This is a genomic window from Shewanella sp. 10N.261.52.F9 (assembly GCF_041471165.1).
GTDB classification, from domain to species: domain Bacteria; phylum Pseudomonadota; class Gammaproteobacteria; order Enterobacterales; family Shewanellaceae; genus Shewanella; species Shewanella marinintestina.
This window is the reverse complement of the sequence record NZ_JBFRNX010000013.1, coordinates 459,687-478,143: the sequence shown is the minus strand read 5'-3', so window position 1 is coordinate 478,143 and position 18,457 is coordinate 459,687. Positions and strand designations below refer to the sequence as shown.

Annotated in this window: 17 protein-coding genes, 1 tRNA gene and 1 rRNA gene; 13 read left to right on the top strand and 6 right to left on the bottom strand. The window is 43.8% G+C overall.

What is annotated here, in order from left to right; translation table 11 throughout:
• Window positions 1-83: 83 nt before the first annotated feature.
• From AB4298_RS11045 to bsh, 3 genes are all read left to right on the top strand, one after another.
• Window positions 84-159, top strand: a tRNA-Thr gene (locus tag AB4298_RS11045).
• A gap of 17 nt (window positions 160-176) precedes the next feature.
• Window positions 177-292 (top strand): 5S ribosomal RNA (rrf, locus tag AB4298_RS11040).
• Between the two features lie 355 nt (window positions 293-647).
• Entirely contained in the window at window positions 648-1,736 is a 1,089-nt protein-coding gene (gene bsh / locus AB4298_RS11035; RefSeq protein ID WP_248998077.1) for a bile salt hydrolase, read from the top strand.
• A gap of 45 nt (window positions 1,737-1,781) precedes the next feature.
• Here bsh and AB4298_RS11030 read toward each other — a convergent pair whose 3' ends face one another.
• The gene (locus tag AB4298_RS11030; RefSeq protein WP_248998078.1) at window positions 1,782-2,216 is read right to left on the bottom strand and encodes a DUF3859 domain-containing protein; all 435 of its coding nucleotides are present in this window, start codon (window positions 2,214-2,216) and stop codon (window positions 1,782-1,784) included.
• Between the two features lie 184 nt (window positions 2,217-2,400).
• On the opposite strand from AB4298_RS11030, the gene AB4298_RS11025 reads away from it, so the two are divergent.
• Window positions 2,401-3,027, top strand: coding sequence for a DsbA family protein (locus AB4298_RS11025; RefSeq protein WP_248998079.1), 627 nt, complete (start codon window positions 2,401-2,403; stop codon window positions 3,025-3,027).
• A 30-nt stretch (window positions 3,028-3,057) separates the two neighbouring features.
• Here AB4298_RS11025 and AB4298_RS11020 read toward each other — a convergent pair whose 3' ends face one another.
• The 5 genes from AB4298_RS11020 to arfB form a co-directional block, all read right to left on the bottom strand.
• Window positions 3,058-3,411, bottom strand: coding sequence for a hypothetical protein (locus AB4298_RS11020; protein WP_248998080.1), 354 nt, complete (start codon window positions 3,409-3,411; stop codon window positions 3,058-3,060).
• Between the two features lie 110 nt (window positions 3,412-3,521).
• Complete coding sequence (locus AB4298_RS11015; protein ID WP_371986744.1) at window positions 3,522-4,184, bottom strand: SDR family NAD(P)-dependent oxidoreductase; 663 nt, start codon at window positions 4,182-4,184, stop codon at window positions 3,522-3,524.
• A gap of 83 nt (window positions 4,185-4,267) precedes the next feature.
• Window positions 4,268-4,726 carry an acetyl-CoA carboxylase biotin carboxyl carrier protein gene (accB, locus tag AB4298_RS11010; protein ID WP_371986743.1) on the bottom strand — a complete coding sequence of 153 codons (459 nt, stop codon included), beginning with the start codon at window positions 4,724-4,726 and terminating at the stop codon, window positions 4,268-4,270.
• A gap of 14 nt (window positions 4,727-4,740) precedes the next feature.
• Complete coding sequence (gene aroQ / locus AB4298_RS11005) at window positions 4,741-5,193, bottom strand: type II 3-dehydroquinate dehydratase (protein ID WP_248998083.1); 453 nt, start codon at window positions 5,191-5,193, stop codon at window positions 4,741-4,743.
• Window positions 5,194-5,321: 128 nt separating this feature from the next.
• The gene (arfB, locus tag AB4298_RS11000; RefSeq protein WP_248998084.1) at window positions 5,322-5,744 is read right to left on the bottom strand and encodes an alternative ribosome rescue aminoacyl-tRNA hydrolase ArfB; all 423 of its coding nucleotides are present in this window, start codon (window positions 5,742-5,744) and stop codon (window positions 5,322-5,324) included.
• Between the two features lie 179 nt (window positions 5,745-5,923).
• Here arfB and AB4298_RS10995 point away from each other — a divergent pair, with 179 nt between their 5' ends.
• The 9 genes from AB4298_RS10995 to mepA all read left to right on the top strand — a co-directional run bounded on the left by AB4298_RS10995 (window position 5,924) and on the right by mepA (window position 18,395).
• The gene (locus tag AB4298_RS10995) at window positions 5,924-6,283 is read left to right on the top strand and encodes a SpoIIAA family protein (protein ID WP_220780642.1); all 360 of its coding nucleotides are present in this window, start codon (window positions 5,924-5,926) and stop codon (window positions 6,281-6,283) included.
• Window positions 6,284-6,345: 62 nt separating this feature from the next.
• Window positions 6,346-6,522, top strand: a complete 177-nt coding sequence (locus tag AB4298_RS10990) for a DUF3012 domain-containing protein (RefSeq protein WP_012153803.1) — start codon at window positions 6,346-6,348, stop codon at window positions 6,520-6,522.
• Window positions 6,523-6,708: 186 nt separating this feature from the next.
• Window positions 6,709-7,116: a hypothetical protein gene (locus AB4298_RS10985; RefSeq protein ID WP_371986748.1), complete on the top strand. Its 408-nt coding sequence runs from the start codon at window positions 6,709-6,711 to the stop codon at window positions 7,114-7,116.
• 282 nt (window positions 7,117-7,398) lie between these two features.
• Window positions 7,399-8,715, top strand: coding sequence for a TolC family protein (locus AB4298_RS10980; protein WP_371986741.1), 1,317 nt, complete (start codon window positions 7,399-7,401; stop codon window positions 8,713-8,715).
• Window positions 8,716-8,726: 11 nt separating this feature from the next.
• Window positions 8,727-9,974: an efflux RND transporter periplasmic adaptor subunit gene (locus AB4298_RS10975; protein WP_371986740.1), complete on the top strand. Its 1,248-nt coding sequence runs from the start codon at window positions 8,727-8,729 to the stop codon at window positions 9,972-9,974.
• Window positions 9,975-9,986: 12 nt separating this feature from the next.
• Window positions 9,987-13,139 carry an efflux RND transporter permease subunit gene (locus AB4298_RS10970; protein WP_371986739.1) on the top strand — a complete coding sequence of 1,051 codons (3,153 nt, stop codon included), beginning with the start codon at window positions 9,987-9,989 and terminating at the stop codon, window positions 13,137-13,139.
• Window positions 13,140-13,542: 403 nt separating this feature from the next.
• The gene (locus tag AB4298_RS10965) at window positions 13,543-14,577 is read left to right on the top strand and encodes a cytochrome-c peroxidase (protein ID WP_371986738.1); all 1,035 of its coding nucleotides are present in this window, start codon (window positions 13,543-13,545) and stop codon (window positions 14,575-14,577) included.
• A complete protein-coding gene (locus AB4298_RS10960; RefSeq protein WP_371986737.1) occupies window positions 14,574-17,387 on the top strand; it encodes a hybrid sensor histidine kinase/response regulator in 2,814 nt (937 codons plus the stop codon). The genes AB4298_RS10965 and AB4298_RS10960 overlap by 4 nt, the downstream gene beginning before the upstream one ends.
• Window positions 17,388-17,588: 201 nt before the next feature.
• The gene (gene mepA, locus AB4298_RS10955; protein WP_248998091.1) at window positions 17,589-18,395 is read left to right on the top strand and encodes a penicillin-insensitive murein endopeptidase; all 807 of its coding nucleotides are present in this window, start codon (window positions 17,589-17,591) and stop codon (window positions 18,393-18,395) included.
• Window positions 18,396-18,457: the final 62 nt, after the last annotated feature.

Below are 18,457 nucleotides of genomic sequence, written 5' to 3'. Positions count from 1 at the left end.
TCATTTCCAGGCGCTAAATTTTACTCGAAAGAGTAATGTTGAATCGCAGACAAAACGTAAGACGATTTAATAAAAGAGATTTTGCTGATATGGCTCAGTCGGTAGAGCGCATCCTTGGTAAGGATGAGGTCCCCAGTTCGATTCTGGGTATCAGCACCATGATTTAAAAGAATTTGTCTGGAAACCATAGAGTTGTGGCACCACCTGAATCCATTCCGAACTCAGAAGTGAAACGCAATATCGCCGATGGTAGTGTGGGGTCTCCCCATGTGAGAGTAGGTCATTTCCAGGCGCTAATTTATTCTCGAAAGAGAAGCGAGAAAGCCCGTTGCTAACGCAACGGGCTTTTTTCGTTTGTCTAGACTCTTTAATTACGAGAATTGACCACTCGAACATGGGTAAGTAAAAAGTCTGAACCTAGTGTGGTTCAATATTCATATGAAGTAAGACGAATCAAGCAGACTATTTTCATACCGCCATTTATGACAAACTTTTAAAATATTTCGCTTAGTCAACTTCTTATGCTGATAAGTAGAAGTATTTTGTATTCTTGATATTTGGGTGTAAGTTTGTAGCTACCAATGGCTAATGAAGAGCATTGTAAGAGCTCATTGGTCGACAATTCTTCAAAGGGTTAAGCTGATATCATGAAAAAGACATTACTCACCTTAATACTCGCTTCTACTTTTAGTTATGCAGCTAGTGCTTGTACCGGTATAACTTTATCAACCACAGCGAATGAACAGATCCAGGCTAGAACGATTGAATGGGGTCATAGCGATCTAAACAGCAAACTTATCGTTTCCCCCCGTAATCATCAATACACAGCAACTATGCCTGATCAACAGCAAGGACTAAGCTGGAACAGCAAATATGGCTTTGCAGGGATCTCTGTCAGCGATGATCGTTTTATTGCTGAAGGTTTGAATGAAAAGGGACTAAGCGCAGGCTTATTTTATTTCCGCAATTACGGCTCACTTGCTAAGTATGATCCTAAACAAACTGCGGATAACATTACCGATATGGATTTTGTTCGTTGGATGCTAACGCAATTTGAAACGGTTGCAGAAGTCGAGGCAGCATTAGGTAAAATTAAGATTGTCACTGTTTACTTTGATCAGCAAGGTAATCCATCACCGACAGCACATTGGCGAGTATCTGATAAGCAGGGTCACAGTATTGTGATTGAGATAATGGAGCACGGCAAAATCAATATCCATAAAAATACGGCTAAGGTACTAACTAACTCGCCCGACTATAGTTGGCAGGTCACAAACCTTAACAATTATATCAACCTCCATCCCGGTATCAGTCCGCCACAAAAGATAAATGGCGTTGAGACACAATCCTTCGGGGTAGGCTCTAACTTTGTCGGCCTTCCTGGTGATATTTCACCACCATCTCGTTTTGTTCGCGCGGCTTTCTATGTCAATACTGCTCCGGTAATGGAAAATGCTCAACAAGCTGTTTCGCAAGCATTCCATATTTTGAACAACTTCGATATTCCAATAGGGAGCGAATTTAACAATAAGTCTCATATCCCTGATTTACCGAGTGCCACTCAGTGGACGTCAGTGATAGATCAAAGTAATGGACTCTTGTTTTATAAAACAATGCATAACAGTACAATTAAAAGAGTGGATCTTAATCAATTAGATTTTACGGCTAAGAGTGAAGTTAAACAAAAGTTAGACAGTGACCAGTTTAGCTTTCAAGAGGTGAGTGTAAACAGATAACCGTTTATGACGCCTCCAGAGCTTTTGGGGGCTTTGTTGCCCTAGCTAGAAACCTCTATGCTTCCAAAAAGCATCAATCTTGTCTTGCTCATCATTCATATGCACTTTAAAGGTCTTTTCGGCAACCACCTTGCCTTTGAGTTCTAACGTCATTCGCCAGTTACCGACTTTGTTATGTTCAGGAGCCCAGATGGTGTCGCCTAAATAGAACTTCCAATCGTTTGATTGAACGAATACTTCGCCTTCAAAAGGTGGGCGAACATTACCCTTATCGTCGGGGATATTAGGGTGATAAATGCAATATCTTAGCTTTTGGTTTTTAGCTTTTTTGATGTGAGCGATAAAACCGAATTCGATATCGATTTCAGCTGGAACATGCACCGTGGCTTTTAATTGCCGTGGCAAGTCATCACTTGCATCATCCCACTGGGTGAATATTCCGCTGCGGATAATACTTATATTAGGTTTGAGTTTGGACACTGCTTGTCTTTTTGCTAATGGCTATATTGGTAGAATACTTAAACTTGCTTAGCTTTTCATGCTTTACCTATATCAGTGTAAAGTTGATGGTTTCAATTGTTATCATTTTTGTGGTGCCAATGGCTAGACTTTTTTGTCTGCCTAGGTAGTCTAAGGAATATATTGTAGTTAAAGAAATCATTTCATGAACTTGGCAATTCTTTATTATGTTTACGACCCTATGTGTAGTTGGTGTTGGGGCTATAGACCTGCTTGGTCCGCATTACAAACTCAGTTAGCACAAGTTTACCCTGAGCTTAAAGTTGAATATCGATTAGGTGGTTTGGCGCCGGATACTGATGAACCTATGGCTAACGATATGCAGGAGTTGTTAAAGCAAACCTGGAGCAAGATTTCTCAGCAACTAGGTACAGAGTTTAATTTTGATTTTTGGCAGCAAAATGAGCCTAGACGCTCAACTTACCCTGCTTGCCGTGCAACCTTGATTGCACGGGAACAAGGTTTAGAGAAAGAGATGCTGCTGGCTATCCAGCAGGCATATTATCTTGAGGCTAAGAACCCTTCTGATGATAGAACCTTAATAGAGCTTGCAAGTAATCTAGGAATAAGTGCCGAGCTTTTTGCTAAAGCGTTAACAAGTGAAGTCGTAGAGGCTAATTTGCTAGAAGAAATTAATCGCACGCGTCATCTGCCTTTGCAAGGCTTTCCTTCACTGGTGTTATTAGTTAACGGTGAGCTCTATTTAATTGATATTGATTATACTGACGCGAGTAAGAGCTTTGAACAAATCAGTCATTTAGTTTCCAATTAGTCATATCACAGGGTTGGATGTATCCGCAATTTACTCAATACAATTAACCTTGTTTTCACTATCGACAATTAGCTCTAGTACTTTCATGTATTGATCGTGAGTCACGCTGCCACACTGGCCGTTTAAATAGGCACCTGAGGATAAACGAATTTGATAGGCATACTCGCCGTCAGCTTGGTCTGTCTTGTAGTGAATTCGCATAGTTTCTGTTGGCGCGATATTATCAAACACTAAGCGATTACTAGGTAAGTTGACTTCGACACGAGTTAAGATTTGTCCTGATTGGTTCACAATCTTAACGCTTGGCATCATAAATAGGTAAATATGATAGCCAATAAATAAGAGTAAGCTTGTGACGATAAAAATGATTAGGCTCGTGCGCATTCCTTGTCCTTATTTATGACTAACTGCCAAGCGAATTTTAATCGATGTTTGCTAAGTATAGAAAAAAGCTCGAAAACTTCCTGTTATTTACTCGCTGTTTTTATCTGTAATCAACCGCGAGTGATCGTGAGATCTGAAATATAACCATGAGCTGTGCTTTGTAAGGCTTGCTTTAACATACCAGCCGCTTCATCTGCAGCCATAAAACTATTGGTATCTGTTTGTTTACCACTGGTTGGCCAGAAATCAGTATCCATACCGCCGGGGTATACTGCAATTAGCTTCATTGGGCTGGACTTTAGCTCCAAACGCACGGATTCTATCAAGCCTTTTATCGCCCATTTTACTGCGCAATATGTCGATTCTTCAGCTTTAGCTGCCAATGCTGCGGTAGACATAACCATTACCACTGTCACAGCTTGAGCCTTGTAGCGTTTAACGGCTTCACGTAGCACTAAAATTGCTGAGGTGAGGTTGTTATCAATTAACGTCTTGATAGCGTCAGGAGACTGATTCTCGATTGGGCCAAAGTAACCACTGCCAGCACAATGAATGATCATGTTTGGTGTGCTGGGTAAGGCGTCAAATAGGTGCGTAACCGCTTGCCCGTCGCTTAAATCGCAAACATAGGAATTAATCGGACATTTAATTGATTCCGCAACTTGTTCTAAGCGTTCAGCATTACGCCCTGTAATCGCAATATCATCTTGTTCGACATAAAGTTGAGCTAAAGAAGCTCCTAAACCACTGCTAGCGCCGGTAATTAATATCATTGCATTAGAGTCCTTTATTGAAGCTTGTTCAGCCGAATATTTAGATTGATATAAGCTAACCACTGGACTTATCGTTTTCGTTATTATTCGATTTCGATTAGCGGCTGTTCAAAATCAATAGCTTGTCCGTCATCAACTAAAATGGCACTAATCACACCGTCTTTATCAGCTGCAATACGGTTACTCATAGTCATAGCGTCAATGATACAAACGATATCGCCAGCCTTCACGGTTTGGCCCACATGGCAAAGTGGAGCTTGGCTTTGCTTATCGATTAAATAAACTGTACCGACCATAGGCGAGATTAACTGGTGTGGCTCATCGTCGTTATTGTCAGAATCACTATTTTGTTTGATTTGTTGGCTAGGAACTGCTGCGGCAACACTGCTGGCGGGCGCTAAAAAGGTCTGCGAGTTGCTATGCATAGGTACTGGGCTATGCCGGCAAATACGCACAGACTCTTCGCCTTCTTTTATTTCAAGCTCTGCAATATCTGACTCTTGTACCAGCTCAATAAGCTTTTTTATTTTACGAATATCCATTGGGTAAGCTGACCTTAATGTTTGTCTGTGGAATGTAAACGGGCAATGGCTGCTTGCAGAGCAAATTGGTAGCCTTGGGCGCCTAATCCACAAATCACGCCGATGGCTTTATCTGAAAAGTAAGAATGATGGCGGAACGGTTCGCGACTATGCACGTTAGAAAGGTGCACTTCAATAAAGGGGATCGCTACACCAAGTAATGCATCTCGCAGTGCCACACTGGTATGGGTAAAAGCCGCTGGGTTGATAATCACCATGTCGGCATCACTGTTGTGAATCGCCTCAATCAATAAATGTTCTGCATTGGATTGAATATGCTCAAGCTCCACATTGGATTGGGCTGCACTTTGCTTAAGGTCATCGACAATTTGCTCAAGGGTATGGTGGCCGTAATGACCAGGCTCACGACGGCCGAGTAAATTTAAATTAGGACCATTAACGAGTAAGATTTTTGTTTGGCTGCTCATGACTATTCCCTTGGTGTACTTAAGTGCACGCAATCGCGCTAATATCGTTTTGATTTCAACAAATAATCAGTCATTTGTCGATTGCTGTAGCGAGAAAGATAAAATGACTAAGGCATTTGGACTTAGTGCTAAAAACTGCTTTTGTTCTGTCTTAGTGCCTTGGTGGCACCTTTTTGCTTTTTTGCATCGACTCGGCGGCGTTGGCTACCTTTAGTCGGCTTGGTTGCGATGCGTTTTTTCTGCACCGCATTTACGCTTACGACTAAGGCGATAAACTGCTCTAATGCTGTTTGGCGATTAAAATCTTGGCTTCGGCTTTGCTGACATTTAATGATGATTTTGCCACTTTTGGTGATACGGTGATCCGCTTTAGCGAGTAAGCGCTGTTGATAGTACTCTGGCAAAGAAGAGTTTTTGATATCGAATATCAACTGGGCAGCAGTAGAGACTTTATTGAGATGCTGACCTCCTGCGCCACTAGAGCGGATAAATTGCCACTCAAGTTCGCTGTCTTGAATTGATACTGAGTTTGATATTTTTATGGTTGCCAAAGCAGTACCTTAATAATTGGTGGTTTACCTAACGCAAAACTAGGCGTAGGCTTTTAATCCTTTGCTCAATATTAACAGACTTTTAGCCGAAATAAGGGCGCGGTCCACTTTTCCTTCATGGCGGGTTTGCTATTATCAAGCAATGTTTCTCTCTAAATTGAGCATTATGGAGACAGAGTATGCTGTGTAAGATCCCTGATATAACGGCTGATGTGATTAGCTTATTTGCCAGCGGCCGTTTATCTACAGAAGATTATGGGCAGATCATGCAGCCGCTAATTGAGCGTTGTCGTGACGATAACGCTAAGATTTGTATCTACGTTGAAGCCGATGTCTTGCTCGAAGGCTGGCAACAAGAGTCATTAGCGGGCAGTGGTGAGGTGCAATTACCCAATTTTGACGCCCTTGTACTTGTAGGTGGGCCTGACTGGTTCGGTAATGCTGTAAGGTTAATGGGCCCATTTATGCAAGGTGAGGTCGCTTGGTACCCACTAGAGCAAAAAGAGTCTGCAATAGAGTGGATTGCAGCAAGAACTTAATTTGAATCTTGTTATAATCCCGTAAAATATATTTTTAGTCATCGTAATAGAAGGATTTACCAATGTCGTTATCTAAGCTGTCTGGATTGTCGTTAGTGTGTGCATTAGTGTTTGGCTTGAGTGCCTGTGCCCCAGAAGTTGGCAGCGAAGCTTGGTGTAAGCAGATGAAAGAAAAGCCATCTGGTGACTGGTCTGCTAACGAAGCGACTGATTACGCTAAGCACTGCGTTTTTAAATAATCATTTCTTTATCAGACCTAAATTTAAAATGAGACCAAGTTCACTAAGGGCTCTATAAAATCTTGTTTGCAGTGAACTTTTGTTTATGATGCGGGTCTGATTTGCTACGAAAGTATCAATGTTTACGCTTTTACATTAATCGATAGGTGAATTTTGCGTCTATTTACTCCTCAATCTCTGTATAAAATGGCAGCTGTATTAATTGCTGTTGTTGTACTGCAATTTGCAGGCGGCAACCTAGGCATGCATCAGTTACATTTAGGAGATCATGAAGAAGAGAGCGCACCCCACCCACATATTCAATTTACTGCTGACGTTACCACCTTATCGCAGTGTGTAGATTGCGCTTGTGCCTTTGACTCGATTATTGACAGTGCAGCAGCTGATAGCGAGCCACATAGCCACACCGTTGCTAAAACCGAATCAAAAAGCTTTGATCTTTGTTTAGATTGTCCTTGCCATGGTGGTCATGTCACCGCCATGTCTACAGTGTCAATTGTGCCTTCAGTGCCTGTGAGTGACGCACTTACCAGTATTGATGGACAGTATTTACCTCCAGAGCAACTTCCAGACTATCGCCCTCCAATCGTTTAATCCTTAAGAGGTTGAAGTTAGCAAGATTTTACATCTTTGCTTGAATGGCATTGCTGCCTTAACTTCCGCTTCGCTAAATCTTTATTTAATCACCGTGTATTTATTGCATCGCTGTTTTTAGCTCAATTTAGCTTGAGTATTAACTGGCTGCACCAGCAATGTTTACGCGACTGTTATATTGATTTGTACCTAGGCAATATCACGTAAAAGTCCGCCTTATATTTAGTGCAAGGTTAGGCTAATAACCATGAGTTCGTGATTGCCGGGTCGATAGGATCCGCGATGAACAAAACCATAATCGCCAGTCTATTAATGGGCCTCTTAATGGTACCTGTAACGACTGTAACCGCTGCTGAGTCAACTCTCAGTGGTGCAATGAGCCAAACTGGGCTTGCTGCGACAGCAAATAGTCTTGACCAATTTAGTCACTGGCTACCCCAAGTAATGCAACGTTTTAATAGTCTGCCAGAAGTGCAAGCGCAAGCCGCACGCCGTCAGCAAGCTTTATTGAGCGTAGAGGCCGCCGACAAAGCGGTGTATAACCCAGAGTTAGGTTTAGGCTACCAAAATGCGAGTGAAGATACTTACAGCTTAGATATTAGCCAGACAATTGACTGGGGTGATAAACGTGGCGTAGCGACACGTATTGCCCAGTTAGAAAGTGAAATCCTTTTATCTAGCATTACGCTTGAACGTAACCAAATGTTAGCCGAAAGGCTGCAAGCCTTGACCAATCAAAGTCAGGCTCGTAAAGCATTAGAGTTTCAAAGGCAGCAATTTAACTTAGCTAAAGGCCAGCTTGATATCGCCCGTCAACGTACTGAAGTGGGTGACTTGTCGAGCGTTGAATTGCAACTTATGCAGCTTGATGTTGCTAGTAATGCAGCCGATTATGCATTAGCTGAGCAAGTTTCTATTGCGGCGGACGGCCAAGTATTAGCTTTGTTTGGTGAGTTTGACTTGCCGTTTGCAGACTTTGTTAATGCCTTAACGGTGCAAGCGGCGCATTTAGACATCTCGCCTGAATTACCTGCGCTTAAAAGTGCTTATCAGCAAGTACTTGTTGCTAAGGTGACGGCTGAACAAGCCAAGGCTGATGGCAGCGCCGATCCGAGTATTAGCTTAAGTGCTGAACGCGAAGGCGACGAAAACAAGTTTGGCGTCGGTGTATCTATTCCGCTGCAGATCCGCAATAACTACAGCGAAGCGATTGCTGTTGCGAGCCAGGGGGTAGCCATAGCTGAGCAAACTTATTTAGCCCAAGAGCGTGTATTACTACAGCAGCAAAAGCAGTTTTCATTAAGCCTTCCAAGGCTCACCCAGCGATATCAAGATTGGAGCGAGTTGGTTTTGACCTCTGGCACCCAAGCTGCGCGGTCTTTGTCTCAACAATGGCAAGCGGGCGATATCAATACCAGTGACTACTTACAAAGCCAAAGACAGATGAGTGGCAGCTATTTAGCTGGGCTAGCGCTCGAGTCAGCCCTTTACGAGAGATGGCTTTCCTGGATGGGAACAAGTGGACAATTGGAAGGCTACCTCAATAGCCAGTTATCAACTCAGGGTGCCAATGCGGCAGCACCTGAACGTGCTCACTAAAGGCTTTGATTATGAAAACGAACAATAAAAAAGTGGTACCAACAATGATGCTGACTAATAGCACTGCAAAATCTAGCGCATTCGGACTTAACGCCATTACCCGCGCAATGAGCTTTGGTTTATTAATGACCTTGACAACGGCATTGCTGATCCCGACTTTGGCAACCGCAGGTGATGGGCATGATCACAGCGCTGAAGAAGCGGTGTTAGTTAAAGATGATGGCCATGGTCATAGCGCTGAGGAAGCAGTAGAAGACGTTCACGGTATTGAGTTAACGGCTGAGCAATTAGCGTTGGCAAAGATTGAAGTGGCGCAACTTAGTGAGCAAAGCTTTAGTTTAGAAGCCGTTGCAACAGCAACTCTAGTCGTTGATCGCGACAGAACCGTGACTATTGCACCACAGGTTGATGTACGCGTACTTAAGCGCAGTGTAGTACCGGGGCAAGAAGTGAATAAGGGCGATGTGTTACTGACATTGGGCGGTGTTGCCGTTGCACAGGCACAAGCTGACTATATTAATGCCGCTGCTGAATGGAGCAGAGTTAAACGCATGAGCGCTAGCGCTGTCAGTGCGAGCCGCCGCTTACAAGCGCAAGTGGATGCAGAACTTAAGCGTGCCACGCTAGAAGCGATGAAGATGACGTCTGCTCAAATTACCGCGCTTGCTGATGCACCTGAAACCATAGGTAGCTATCAGCTAATCGCGCCAATCAGTGGTCGTGTGCAAAAAGACATCGCTATGTTAGGGCAAATTGTGCCTGCAGGCACAGCCTTGATGCAGTTAACTGATGAGTCTCACTTATGGGTTGAAGCTGAGTTAACGCCTGTACAGGCTGAAAAAGTCAGCATCGGCAGCAAGACTGTGGTTAAGGTCGGCGATAAGAGCCTAGAGGGTACCATTATTGGCCGTTCTCATGAGCTTGATAGTGTCACCCGTACTGAGCAGATCTTAGTGGCATTTGAAAACGCAGGTCATGTATTGCATGCCGGTCAATTTGCGGAGTTATACCTACCTGATGCGTCAGAAGGCGGAGTTATTTTGCCGGATTCGGCATTAACTCGCAGCAGCGATGGTCATTGGCAGGTATTTATTCAAGGCGCAGAAGGCTTTGAAGGGGTTGAGATTGAAGTGGTTGAGCGTCAGCGCGGTATGAACTTAGTGCGCGGTTTAGCTAAAGATGCGCAGGTGGTGATCTCTGGAGCGTTCTTCCTGGCATCAGAGCAAGCCAAATCTGGCTTCGATATCCACAACCACTAAGAGGCGACAGCTATGTTACAAAAACTGATAGACGTTGCCATACGCAATCGTCTGATGGTGGTGCTTGCGCTGCTGGCCTTAGTTGTTGCCAGTATCGCCATGTTACCAAAATTGAATTTAGATGCTTTTCCTGATGTGACCAACGTACAAGTTACCGTTAACACAGCGGCTGAGGGCTTGGCGGCTGAAGAAGTAGAAAAGCTGATTAGTTATCCGGTCGAATCGGCCATGTACGCTTTACCTGCGGTAACTGAAGTACGTTCACTTTCACGTACTGGTTTGTCGATTGTGACGGTCGTATTTGCCGAAGGCACGGACATTTATTTCGCGCGTCAGCAGGTGTTTGAGCAGTTACAAGCGGCTCGTGAAGTGATCCCTGATGGTGTTGGGGTACCTGAAATTGGTCCTAACACTTCTGGTCTTGGGCAAATCTATCAATACATCTTACGTGCGACTCCTGAATCGGGTGTAGATGCGTCAGAGCTACGTAGTATTAACGACTACATGGTTAAGTTACTGATGATGCCTGTTGGCGGTGTCACCGAAGTCTTGTCATTTGGTGGCGAAGTTCGTCAATACCAAGTGCAAATTGAGCCTAATAAACTGATGAGTTACGGCTTATCTATGGCGCAAGTGACTAGCGCATTAGAGAGTAATAACCGCAATGCTGGCGGCTGGTTTATGGACCAAGGGCAAGAGCAATTAGTCGTGCGTGGCTATGGCATGTTGCCTTCTGGTGATGCGGGTCTTAAAGCGATTGCACAAATTCCGCTAACTGAAGTCGCGGGTACACCGGTGCGTATTGGCGATATTGCTAAAGTCGATTACGGCAGTGAGATCCGCGTGGGCGCAGTGACCATGACTCGCCGTGATGAAGCGGGCAATGCGCAAGATCTTGGTGAAGTGGTTGCCGGTGTTGTACTTAAACGTATGGGCGCTAATACCAAGGAAACTATCGACGACATTAGTGCGCGTACGGCCATGATTGAGCAAGCACTACCAGACGGTGTCTCGTTTGAAGTGTTCTACGATCAATCAGACTTAGTTAACCAAGCGGTAAGCACGGTACGTGACGCGTTATTAATGGCGTTCGTGTTTATTGTGGTGATTTTAGCGCTGTTCCTCGTCAACATTCGCGCGACCTTGTTAGTGCTGCTATCTATTCCAGTTTCAATCGGTCTAGCATTGCTAGTCATGTCTTACTTCGGAATGTCGGCTAACTTGATGTCGCTTGGTGGCTTAGCTGTAGCGATTGGTATGCTAGTTGATGGCTCTGTGGTGATGGTAGAAAATATCTTTAAACACCTCACGCAGTCGAGTAAAAACAAAGAGTCAGACGTTGGTTCAAGCAGCATGATCAATCAAGTGATGCTGGCCGCCAAAGAAGTGTGTAGCCCAATCTTCTTTGCGACCGCGATTATTATCGTGGTGTTTGCGCCCTTGTTTGCCCTTGAAGGCGTAGAAGGTAAATTATTCCAGCCAATGGCTGTGAGTATTATCTTAGCGATGCTATCGGCACTATTAGTGGCGTTAATTGCTGTACCTGCGTTGGCGGTTTATCTGTTTAAGCGCGGCGTTGTATTACGTAAAAGCCCAGTGCTTAAACCGATTGAAGCGCTATATCGTAAATTGCTGAGCACGACGATGGCACATCCAAAGGTACTATTGAGTGCCTCTGTGGTGATGTTCGTCTTGAGTATGTTGTTGCTCCCAAGACTGGGTACTGAGTTTGTGCCTGAGCTTGAAGAGGGCACGATTAACTTACGCGTCACGCTAGCTCCAACGGCAAGTTTAGGGACATCTCTTGATGTCGCGCCAAAGCTTGAGGCGTTAATACTTGAGTTCCCAGAAGTTAACTACGCACTCAGCCGTATTGGCGCTGCAGAGTTAGGTGGTGACCCAGAGCCGGTGAATAACATCGAGATCTACATCGGTCTTAAGCCAGTTGAAGAGTGGGTTAGCGCGAGCAATCGTTTTGAGCTACAGCGTAAAATGGAAGAGAAACTCAATGTCTATCCGGGCTTGTTGTTCACCTTCTCTCAGCCAATTGCCACTCGCGTTGACGAACTATTATCCGGTGTAAAAGCCCAGCTAGCGATTAAGATCTTTGGTCCAGACCTAGATGTACTGTCTGAGCGTGGCCAAGTATTAACAGATCTCGTGGCGCAAATTCCGGGGGCTGTGGATGTATCGCTTGAGCAGGTGAGCGGCGAAGCGCAGTTAGTGGTGCGCCCTAAGCGTGATCAACTGGCGCGCTATGGTATTAGCGTTGATGAAGTGATGGCCTTGGTTAGTCAAGGTATTGGTGGCGGCAGCGCAGGCCAAGTGATTGATGGTAATGCGCGTTACGATATTTATGTACGTCTAGCTAAGCAATACCGCAGTTCACCTGATGCGTTGGAAAACTTGCTACTGACAGGTGTCAGCGGAGCAACGGTACGTCTTGGTGAAGTGGCTGATGTGGCGATTGAAATGGCGCCGCCTAACATTCGTCGCGATGATGTGCAGCGCCGTGTGGTGGTGCAAGCTAACGTTGCTGACCGCGACATGGGTTCAGTGGTAAATGATATTTACGCCATTGTGCCAAAGGCTGAATTACCACCGGGATACACAGTCGTTGTCGGTGGCCAATACGAGAACCAGCAACGTGCACAGCAAAAGCTAATGTTGGTGGTACCTATCTCTATCGTGTTGATTGCCTTGTTACTGTTCTTTTCATTCGGCTCGGTAAAGCAGGTGGGTCTGATTATGGCTAACGTACCATTGGCATTAATTGGTGGTGTTGTGGCTTTGTACGCCAGCGGCACTTATTTGTCGGTACCAAGTTCGATTGGCTTTATCACCCTATTTGGCGTGGCAGTGCTCAATGGTGTGGTGCTGGTGGATTCGATAAATCAAAGACGCGCCAGCGTGACTGAAGAAACAGATGCTTCGCTTTATGACGCAGTTTATGAGGGCACGGTAGGGCGTTTACGTCCAGTACTGATGACGGCGTTAACCTCGGCACTAGGTTTGATCCCGATTCTACTGTCTTCGGGCGTAGGTAGTGAGATCCAGCAGCCTCTTGCTGTGGTGATCATTGGCGGTTTATTTAGTTCAACCGCACTGACGCTATTAGTGTTACCGACACTTTACCGCTGGATTTACCAAGGCGGTAAGTCTTAACAGGGGCTCAGTGCTCTTAGGGCGCCAAATATTGATTTTTAACGATTATATTTCCATTAGGGACAATGGAAAGGACTTGAGTAAGGCGTCGATGCATTAGTCTGCCCTCGGCGTTACCTCTGGTTTTTTTGCTACGGTTTTCTTGCCAAAGTGCAGTGTGTTATTGATTAAAGTGAGTGACCATTAGTGGTACTTGCGGTTATGCCTAACCTGTTTGATTAATCACACTGATGTGGCGAGTATATTTAGTACGCGGAGCAGGCTTGCTCCGCTTTTTTGTCAGTGCTTGGGCGGAAACACAGCACACTGGGTTCGTGAGCTAGCTATTTGTGCGACTCTAACTACACTAAAGAAACGACAAAGGATTGTTGTTTAATGCTGCGATCGATACAGGGAGGTCAATATGTTATTTAAATTACGCTGGTTACTAGCGGCTCTTTTCGTTACTTGCTTTAGCTTATACCTTTATTTCAGCGTAATAGATGCACCAGTAGCTGCATTGAAAATCGATGAGCAAAACCTTGTCGTCAGCACCAGATCCCCTAAAGTCCAATCTCTTTCTGTTTCCCCAATCCCAATTACAAGTTTTTCAAGCCAAGATAAACCTTTAATTAAGCTGGGAATGCAGCTATTTCTCGATCCTCGGCTTTCTTCAAACGGTAAGGTGAGTTGTGAGTCATGCCATCACTTGAATGATAACGGTGCTGAGCTAATTGCTGTGTCTACAGGGGTCAATGGTACAGGCGAACGTAATTCTCCTACTGTATTTAATGTTGCTTTTAACACGCGTTTCTTTTGGGACGGTAGAGCGAATAGTTTGCAGGAACAAATTGATGGCCCTATTCATAATCCGCTAGAAATGGACAGTAGCTGGCATGAGGTCATTCAGCAGCTAACGACAGACCCTTATTATAAGCAAGCTTTTGATGAGCTTTATGATGAGGCTATTACCGAAGAGACGATTAAGCATGCTCTAGTCAGCTTTATGTTACAGCTAAATACACCAGGAGCCCCCTTTGACCGATATTTAATGGGAGACGAACAGGCCATATCAACTGCAGCAGTAAATGGTTGGCATAAGTTTCGTTCATTAGGTTGTATCTATTGCCATCAAGGTCAAAACCTCGGTGGCAATCTATTTCAAAAATTTGGCAATGTACAAGCGTTAACAGAGCAAGGTAGTGATCTTGGCCGATTTACGATTACAGGTAATCGTAGCGATAAACATGTTTTTAGGGTACCTAGTTTAAGAAATGTAGCGACTACACCACCGTATTTTCATGATGGACGAGCGGCCAGTCTAGAAGAAGCTGTAGTGGTGATGGCAAGGACACAATTGGGTAAAGAGCTTGAGCCAGCAACACTTGTTGAATTGGTCGCTTTTCTTGATTCACTTTCAGCTCCTACACCTGCTGTACTGGAGGAGCTTGAACAGTGAAAACGCTAATCTATAAAACGATAAGTTATAAGGCAAAAAGTTACGCTTTAGTTGTGGTTTGTATTACGGCATTGATGGTGTTGTTGATGCTATTGGTCAAAATTAGTTTGGTACAAAAGTATCAATATGCTTTTACCGACTTAAGTCATCAGGTGTTATCGATTAGGGATGAAGTTTTTAAAATAAAAATCAGTGATAGCTACAGTTATGACGATATTTCGCAATCATTAGTGGAGGTCGAGCGCCAAGTACAAGCCTTGCAGGCAAGTTTGCAGAACGATAGGTCTGCATTATCGCTAGCATCGTTAATTGTCGATAGTGAAATGCGAAATCATGCAGATGAGATTTCAACCATAGTCGTTGAGTTAGTTGCCAATTTAGAAACACTGCTGCGATTAAAAATTTCACAGCAATACTCCCTGCACACTGAAGAGTTATTACAGCAAGAGTTACTGACAAACTTTATTGATGCTGAAAGTCGAATGCATATATTTGCACTAGTAGCAGGTCACCCCTTACAGGTAGCGACAACAAACTCTCTTTTTAACACAAATCAATACCAAAGTTTAGCTATACATAGCAGGCTTGGGACTGAGCTAGATGAACAAATTCGATTTAAAAGTCAGCAAGTATTTCATAGCAGTGTGAGCGAAGGAATGGCGCAGCAAGCCATGTTTTGGCTGAGTCAGGTTGATGATAGTAAGGTTTATCTGTTACTCAATATTCTAGTTTTAATTGGTATTTACAGTGTTAACTATCGGGTGCAGCAAGCAGAGCAATATCGTAAAGAAGCCAAAATACTCGCAAGCCTTTATGAGGTTGAAGCCGAGAAAGCTCAATTATCCTTAGTTGCCGAGCATGCTCAGGATGCGATTATTATTACCGACGATAGCGGGCATGTAACTTGGGTTAATAAGGGGTTTGTTACTTTATCGGGGTATCAAGCTGACGAGATAAAAGGCAAAAAACCCGGACAACTACTGCAAGGAGAAAACACCTGCTGTGATGAGGTCGATAAAATACGTAAAGGGGTGACTGCACAGCAACCAGTAACAGCTGAACTGATTAATTACCATAAAGATGGCAGTGAATATTGGATTGATATTGCCATCAACCCGATCATTGATGTTAATGGCGAGCTGACTAATTTTATCGCAGTAGAAAGGGACTCCACTGCGCGTAAGAAAATGGAAACTGAACTGGCGCAAGCCGTGGTTAAGGCCGATGTTTCCAATAAAGCCAAGTCGACATTTTTGGCAACCATGAGCCATGAATTAAGAACGCCGCTCAATGGTATTTTAGGCATGGCGCAGATCATCGAACCCAACTTGGAAAACCCTGAGCATAGGCAACAAATTCAAATACTATTGGAGTCTGGTAACCATCTCACCTCTTTACTGAATGATATTTTAGATTTCTCAAAAGTCGAAGAGGGAAAGTTATCTTTAGAGCATGAGTTATTTGAATTTAAAACGGTGATCGAGCCGATAATTAATACCTATCAGCCTATTTGTAATGAGAAAAATATTGGTTTCATCGTAGAGAACTTGATTGAAGAACAGCAGGCTTTTAAGGGAGATAAAGCCAGAGTCAGACAGATTATTTATAACTTACTGAGTAACGCTGTAAAGTTTACCGAATCGGGACAAGTGACGCTTAAGTTTAAGCAATCAATAGGTTTGTCTGGGCAGTCTGGCATTGCTATGACGGTTGAGGACTCTGGCATAGGTATAAGAAAAGAGCGGGTTGACTCGATTTTTGAGCCATTTGTTCAAGCCGAATCATCAACGACTCGACAATATGGCGGGACTGGACTAGGGCTATCTATTGTTAAGCAGCTCGTGGAGCTGATGGATGGCAACATCACTATTTCAAGTCAAGCTGGCACAGGTACTCAGTTTGAGGTTTTTCTTGCATTAGAGCGAGGCGAAGCAGAGCCTAAGGAAGCTGAAGTCGGGGGGCCACAAACCGAGGCGCTGCCCGAGAATATCCATATCTTGATAGCTGAAGATAATAAGGTGAATGCGTTAGTTGCCAAGACATTTTGTCAGCGCTTAGGTCATAGTGTCGAAATCGCCTTTAATGGTCTCGAGGCTGTTCGTGCGTTACAGCATGAGCATTATGACTTAGTCATAATGGATAACCATATGCCTGAAATGGACGGAATAGAGGCAACGGAATACATTAGGAAGACTTTAGGTTTGTCTGTGCCAATTTTTGCTTGTACAGCGGATGTGTTTAAAGAAGCACATGACAATATGATAAAAGCAGGGGCTAACCATGTACTTACCAAGCCTTTGCAAGAGCAGAGTTTTAGAGATGCATTGAGTCAATACTGTCATTTAATTTGCCAAGCTCAACCTGCTGAAAATCAGCATAAAGTTGTGTGTTTAGCGCGGCATCAAACTAAAGAGCTTAACACCACTGAGGCTGATATTAATTATCAGCAATTGCGAGAGTTGTTTAACAATGACTTGGCAGAGTTTACGCGCAGTATTAGTGAGTTTAATGAATTTGCTGAGTTAACAATTACCCAGCTAATAACTGCTTATGATCAAGATGATGTCGCAAAGATCTGCCATTTAGCTAAGCGAGTAGAGGATAAAGCGAGTGTACTTTTCTCGACTCGAATGCAGGTATTGGCAAAAGAAGTTGCGAGCCGTTTACTCAACACTGATTCAGTAAAGGCTGAGAAACCTGAATTAGAACGTTTGCAGCAGTTAATTAACTTATTAGAAGTGAACATCCATCAAAATCAGAGGTTTGTTCAAGGGTTAAATATTGGCTCTGCTGATGAACAAGCCAGCTAAACTTAATAAGACTAATCTATTGTGTCTAATCTTAAGTTGGTAGCTTAAGCTCAAATCCAATTGATTAAGACAATTTAAACTTAAGAGAGTAAAGCTGATGCAAGTCAGAACGAACTTGGTGGTGGTTGAGGTCAATAAATGTTAAATCATACTCGCTGCTTGCTGACTCTAACTACAATATTAATATGTCTTTGTGCTTTTATGGGGGGAGCGATAGCTAACCCATGGGAGTCCATTAAAACACCTTATCATTCTCGGCCTAGTGCGATAGGTAGTTACGCGAATGGCTGCTTAAAAGGGGCTGAAGCCTTACCCGTCATTGGTGAGGGATATCAAGTGATCCGTACTCAACGGTCACGCTATTATGGTCACCCAGAGCTAATCGAATTTATTACTCAATATGCGGTTGAGTTAAAACAACAAGGTTTAGACGATATTTTAATAGCCGATATGTCTATGCCTAGAGGCGGTAACTTTAGTCATGGTCATAGCAGTCATCAAATTGGTTTAGATGTTGATGTGTGGTTTAAACAAACCGATAAACAGCTAACTAATGTAGAGCGTGAGCAACCTACGCCTTTAAAACTAGTCAATAAAAAGCAATTTTCCCTCGATACTCAGTTATGGTCTGACGCGCAAACCAATATGGTTAAGTTAGCTGCAGAAGATGAGCGTGTGGCACGTATATTTGTCAGCCCGGTAATTAAGCAGTACTTGTGTGATTTAAAGTTAAAGGACGATGCTTGGCTGAATAAAGTTCGGCCATGGTGGGGACATACCTACCATATGCATGTGCGATTGAACTGCCCAAATGGCGATAAGTCATGTCGAGATCAGGCGGCTATTCCGAGTGGCAATGGTTGCCATGAATTGGGCTGGTGGAAGCAGCAATTTACTCAGACTCAGCCTTCAAAGCCAAAAGTTCCTAAAAAACCTCAACCTAAGCCCAAACCTAAAGCTAAAAAAGTGAAGCCCAAGCAATGTTCTGTAGTGATGGCTGCACCTTAAGATAGCTATTCGGTATTTTGCGTTGTTGTTAAAACAAAAAGCCAGCAGACAATACATATCTG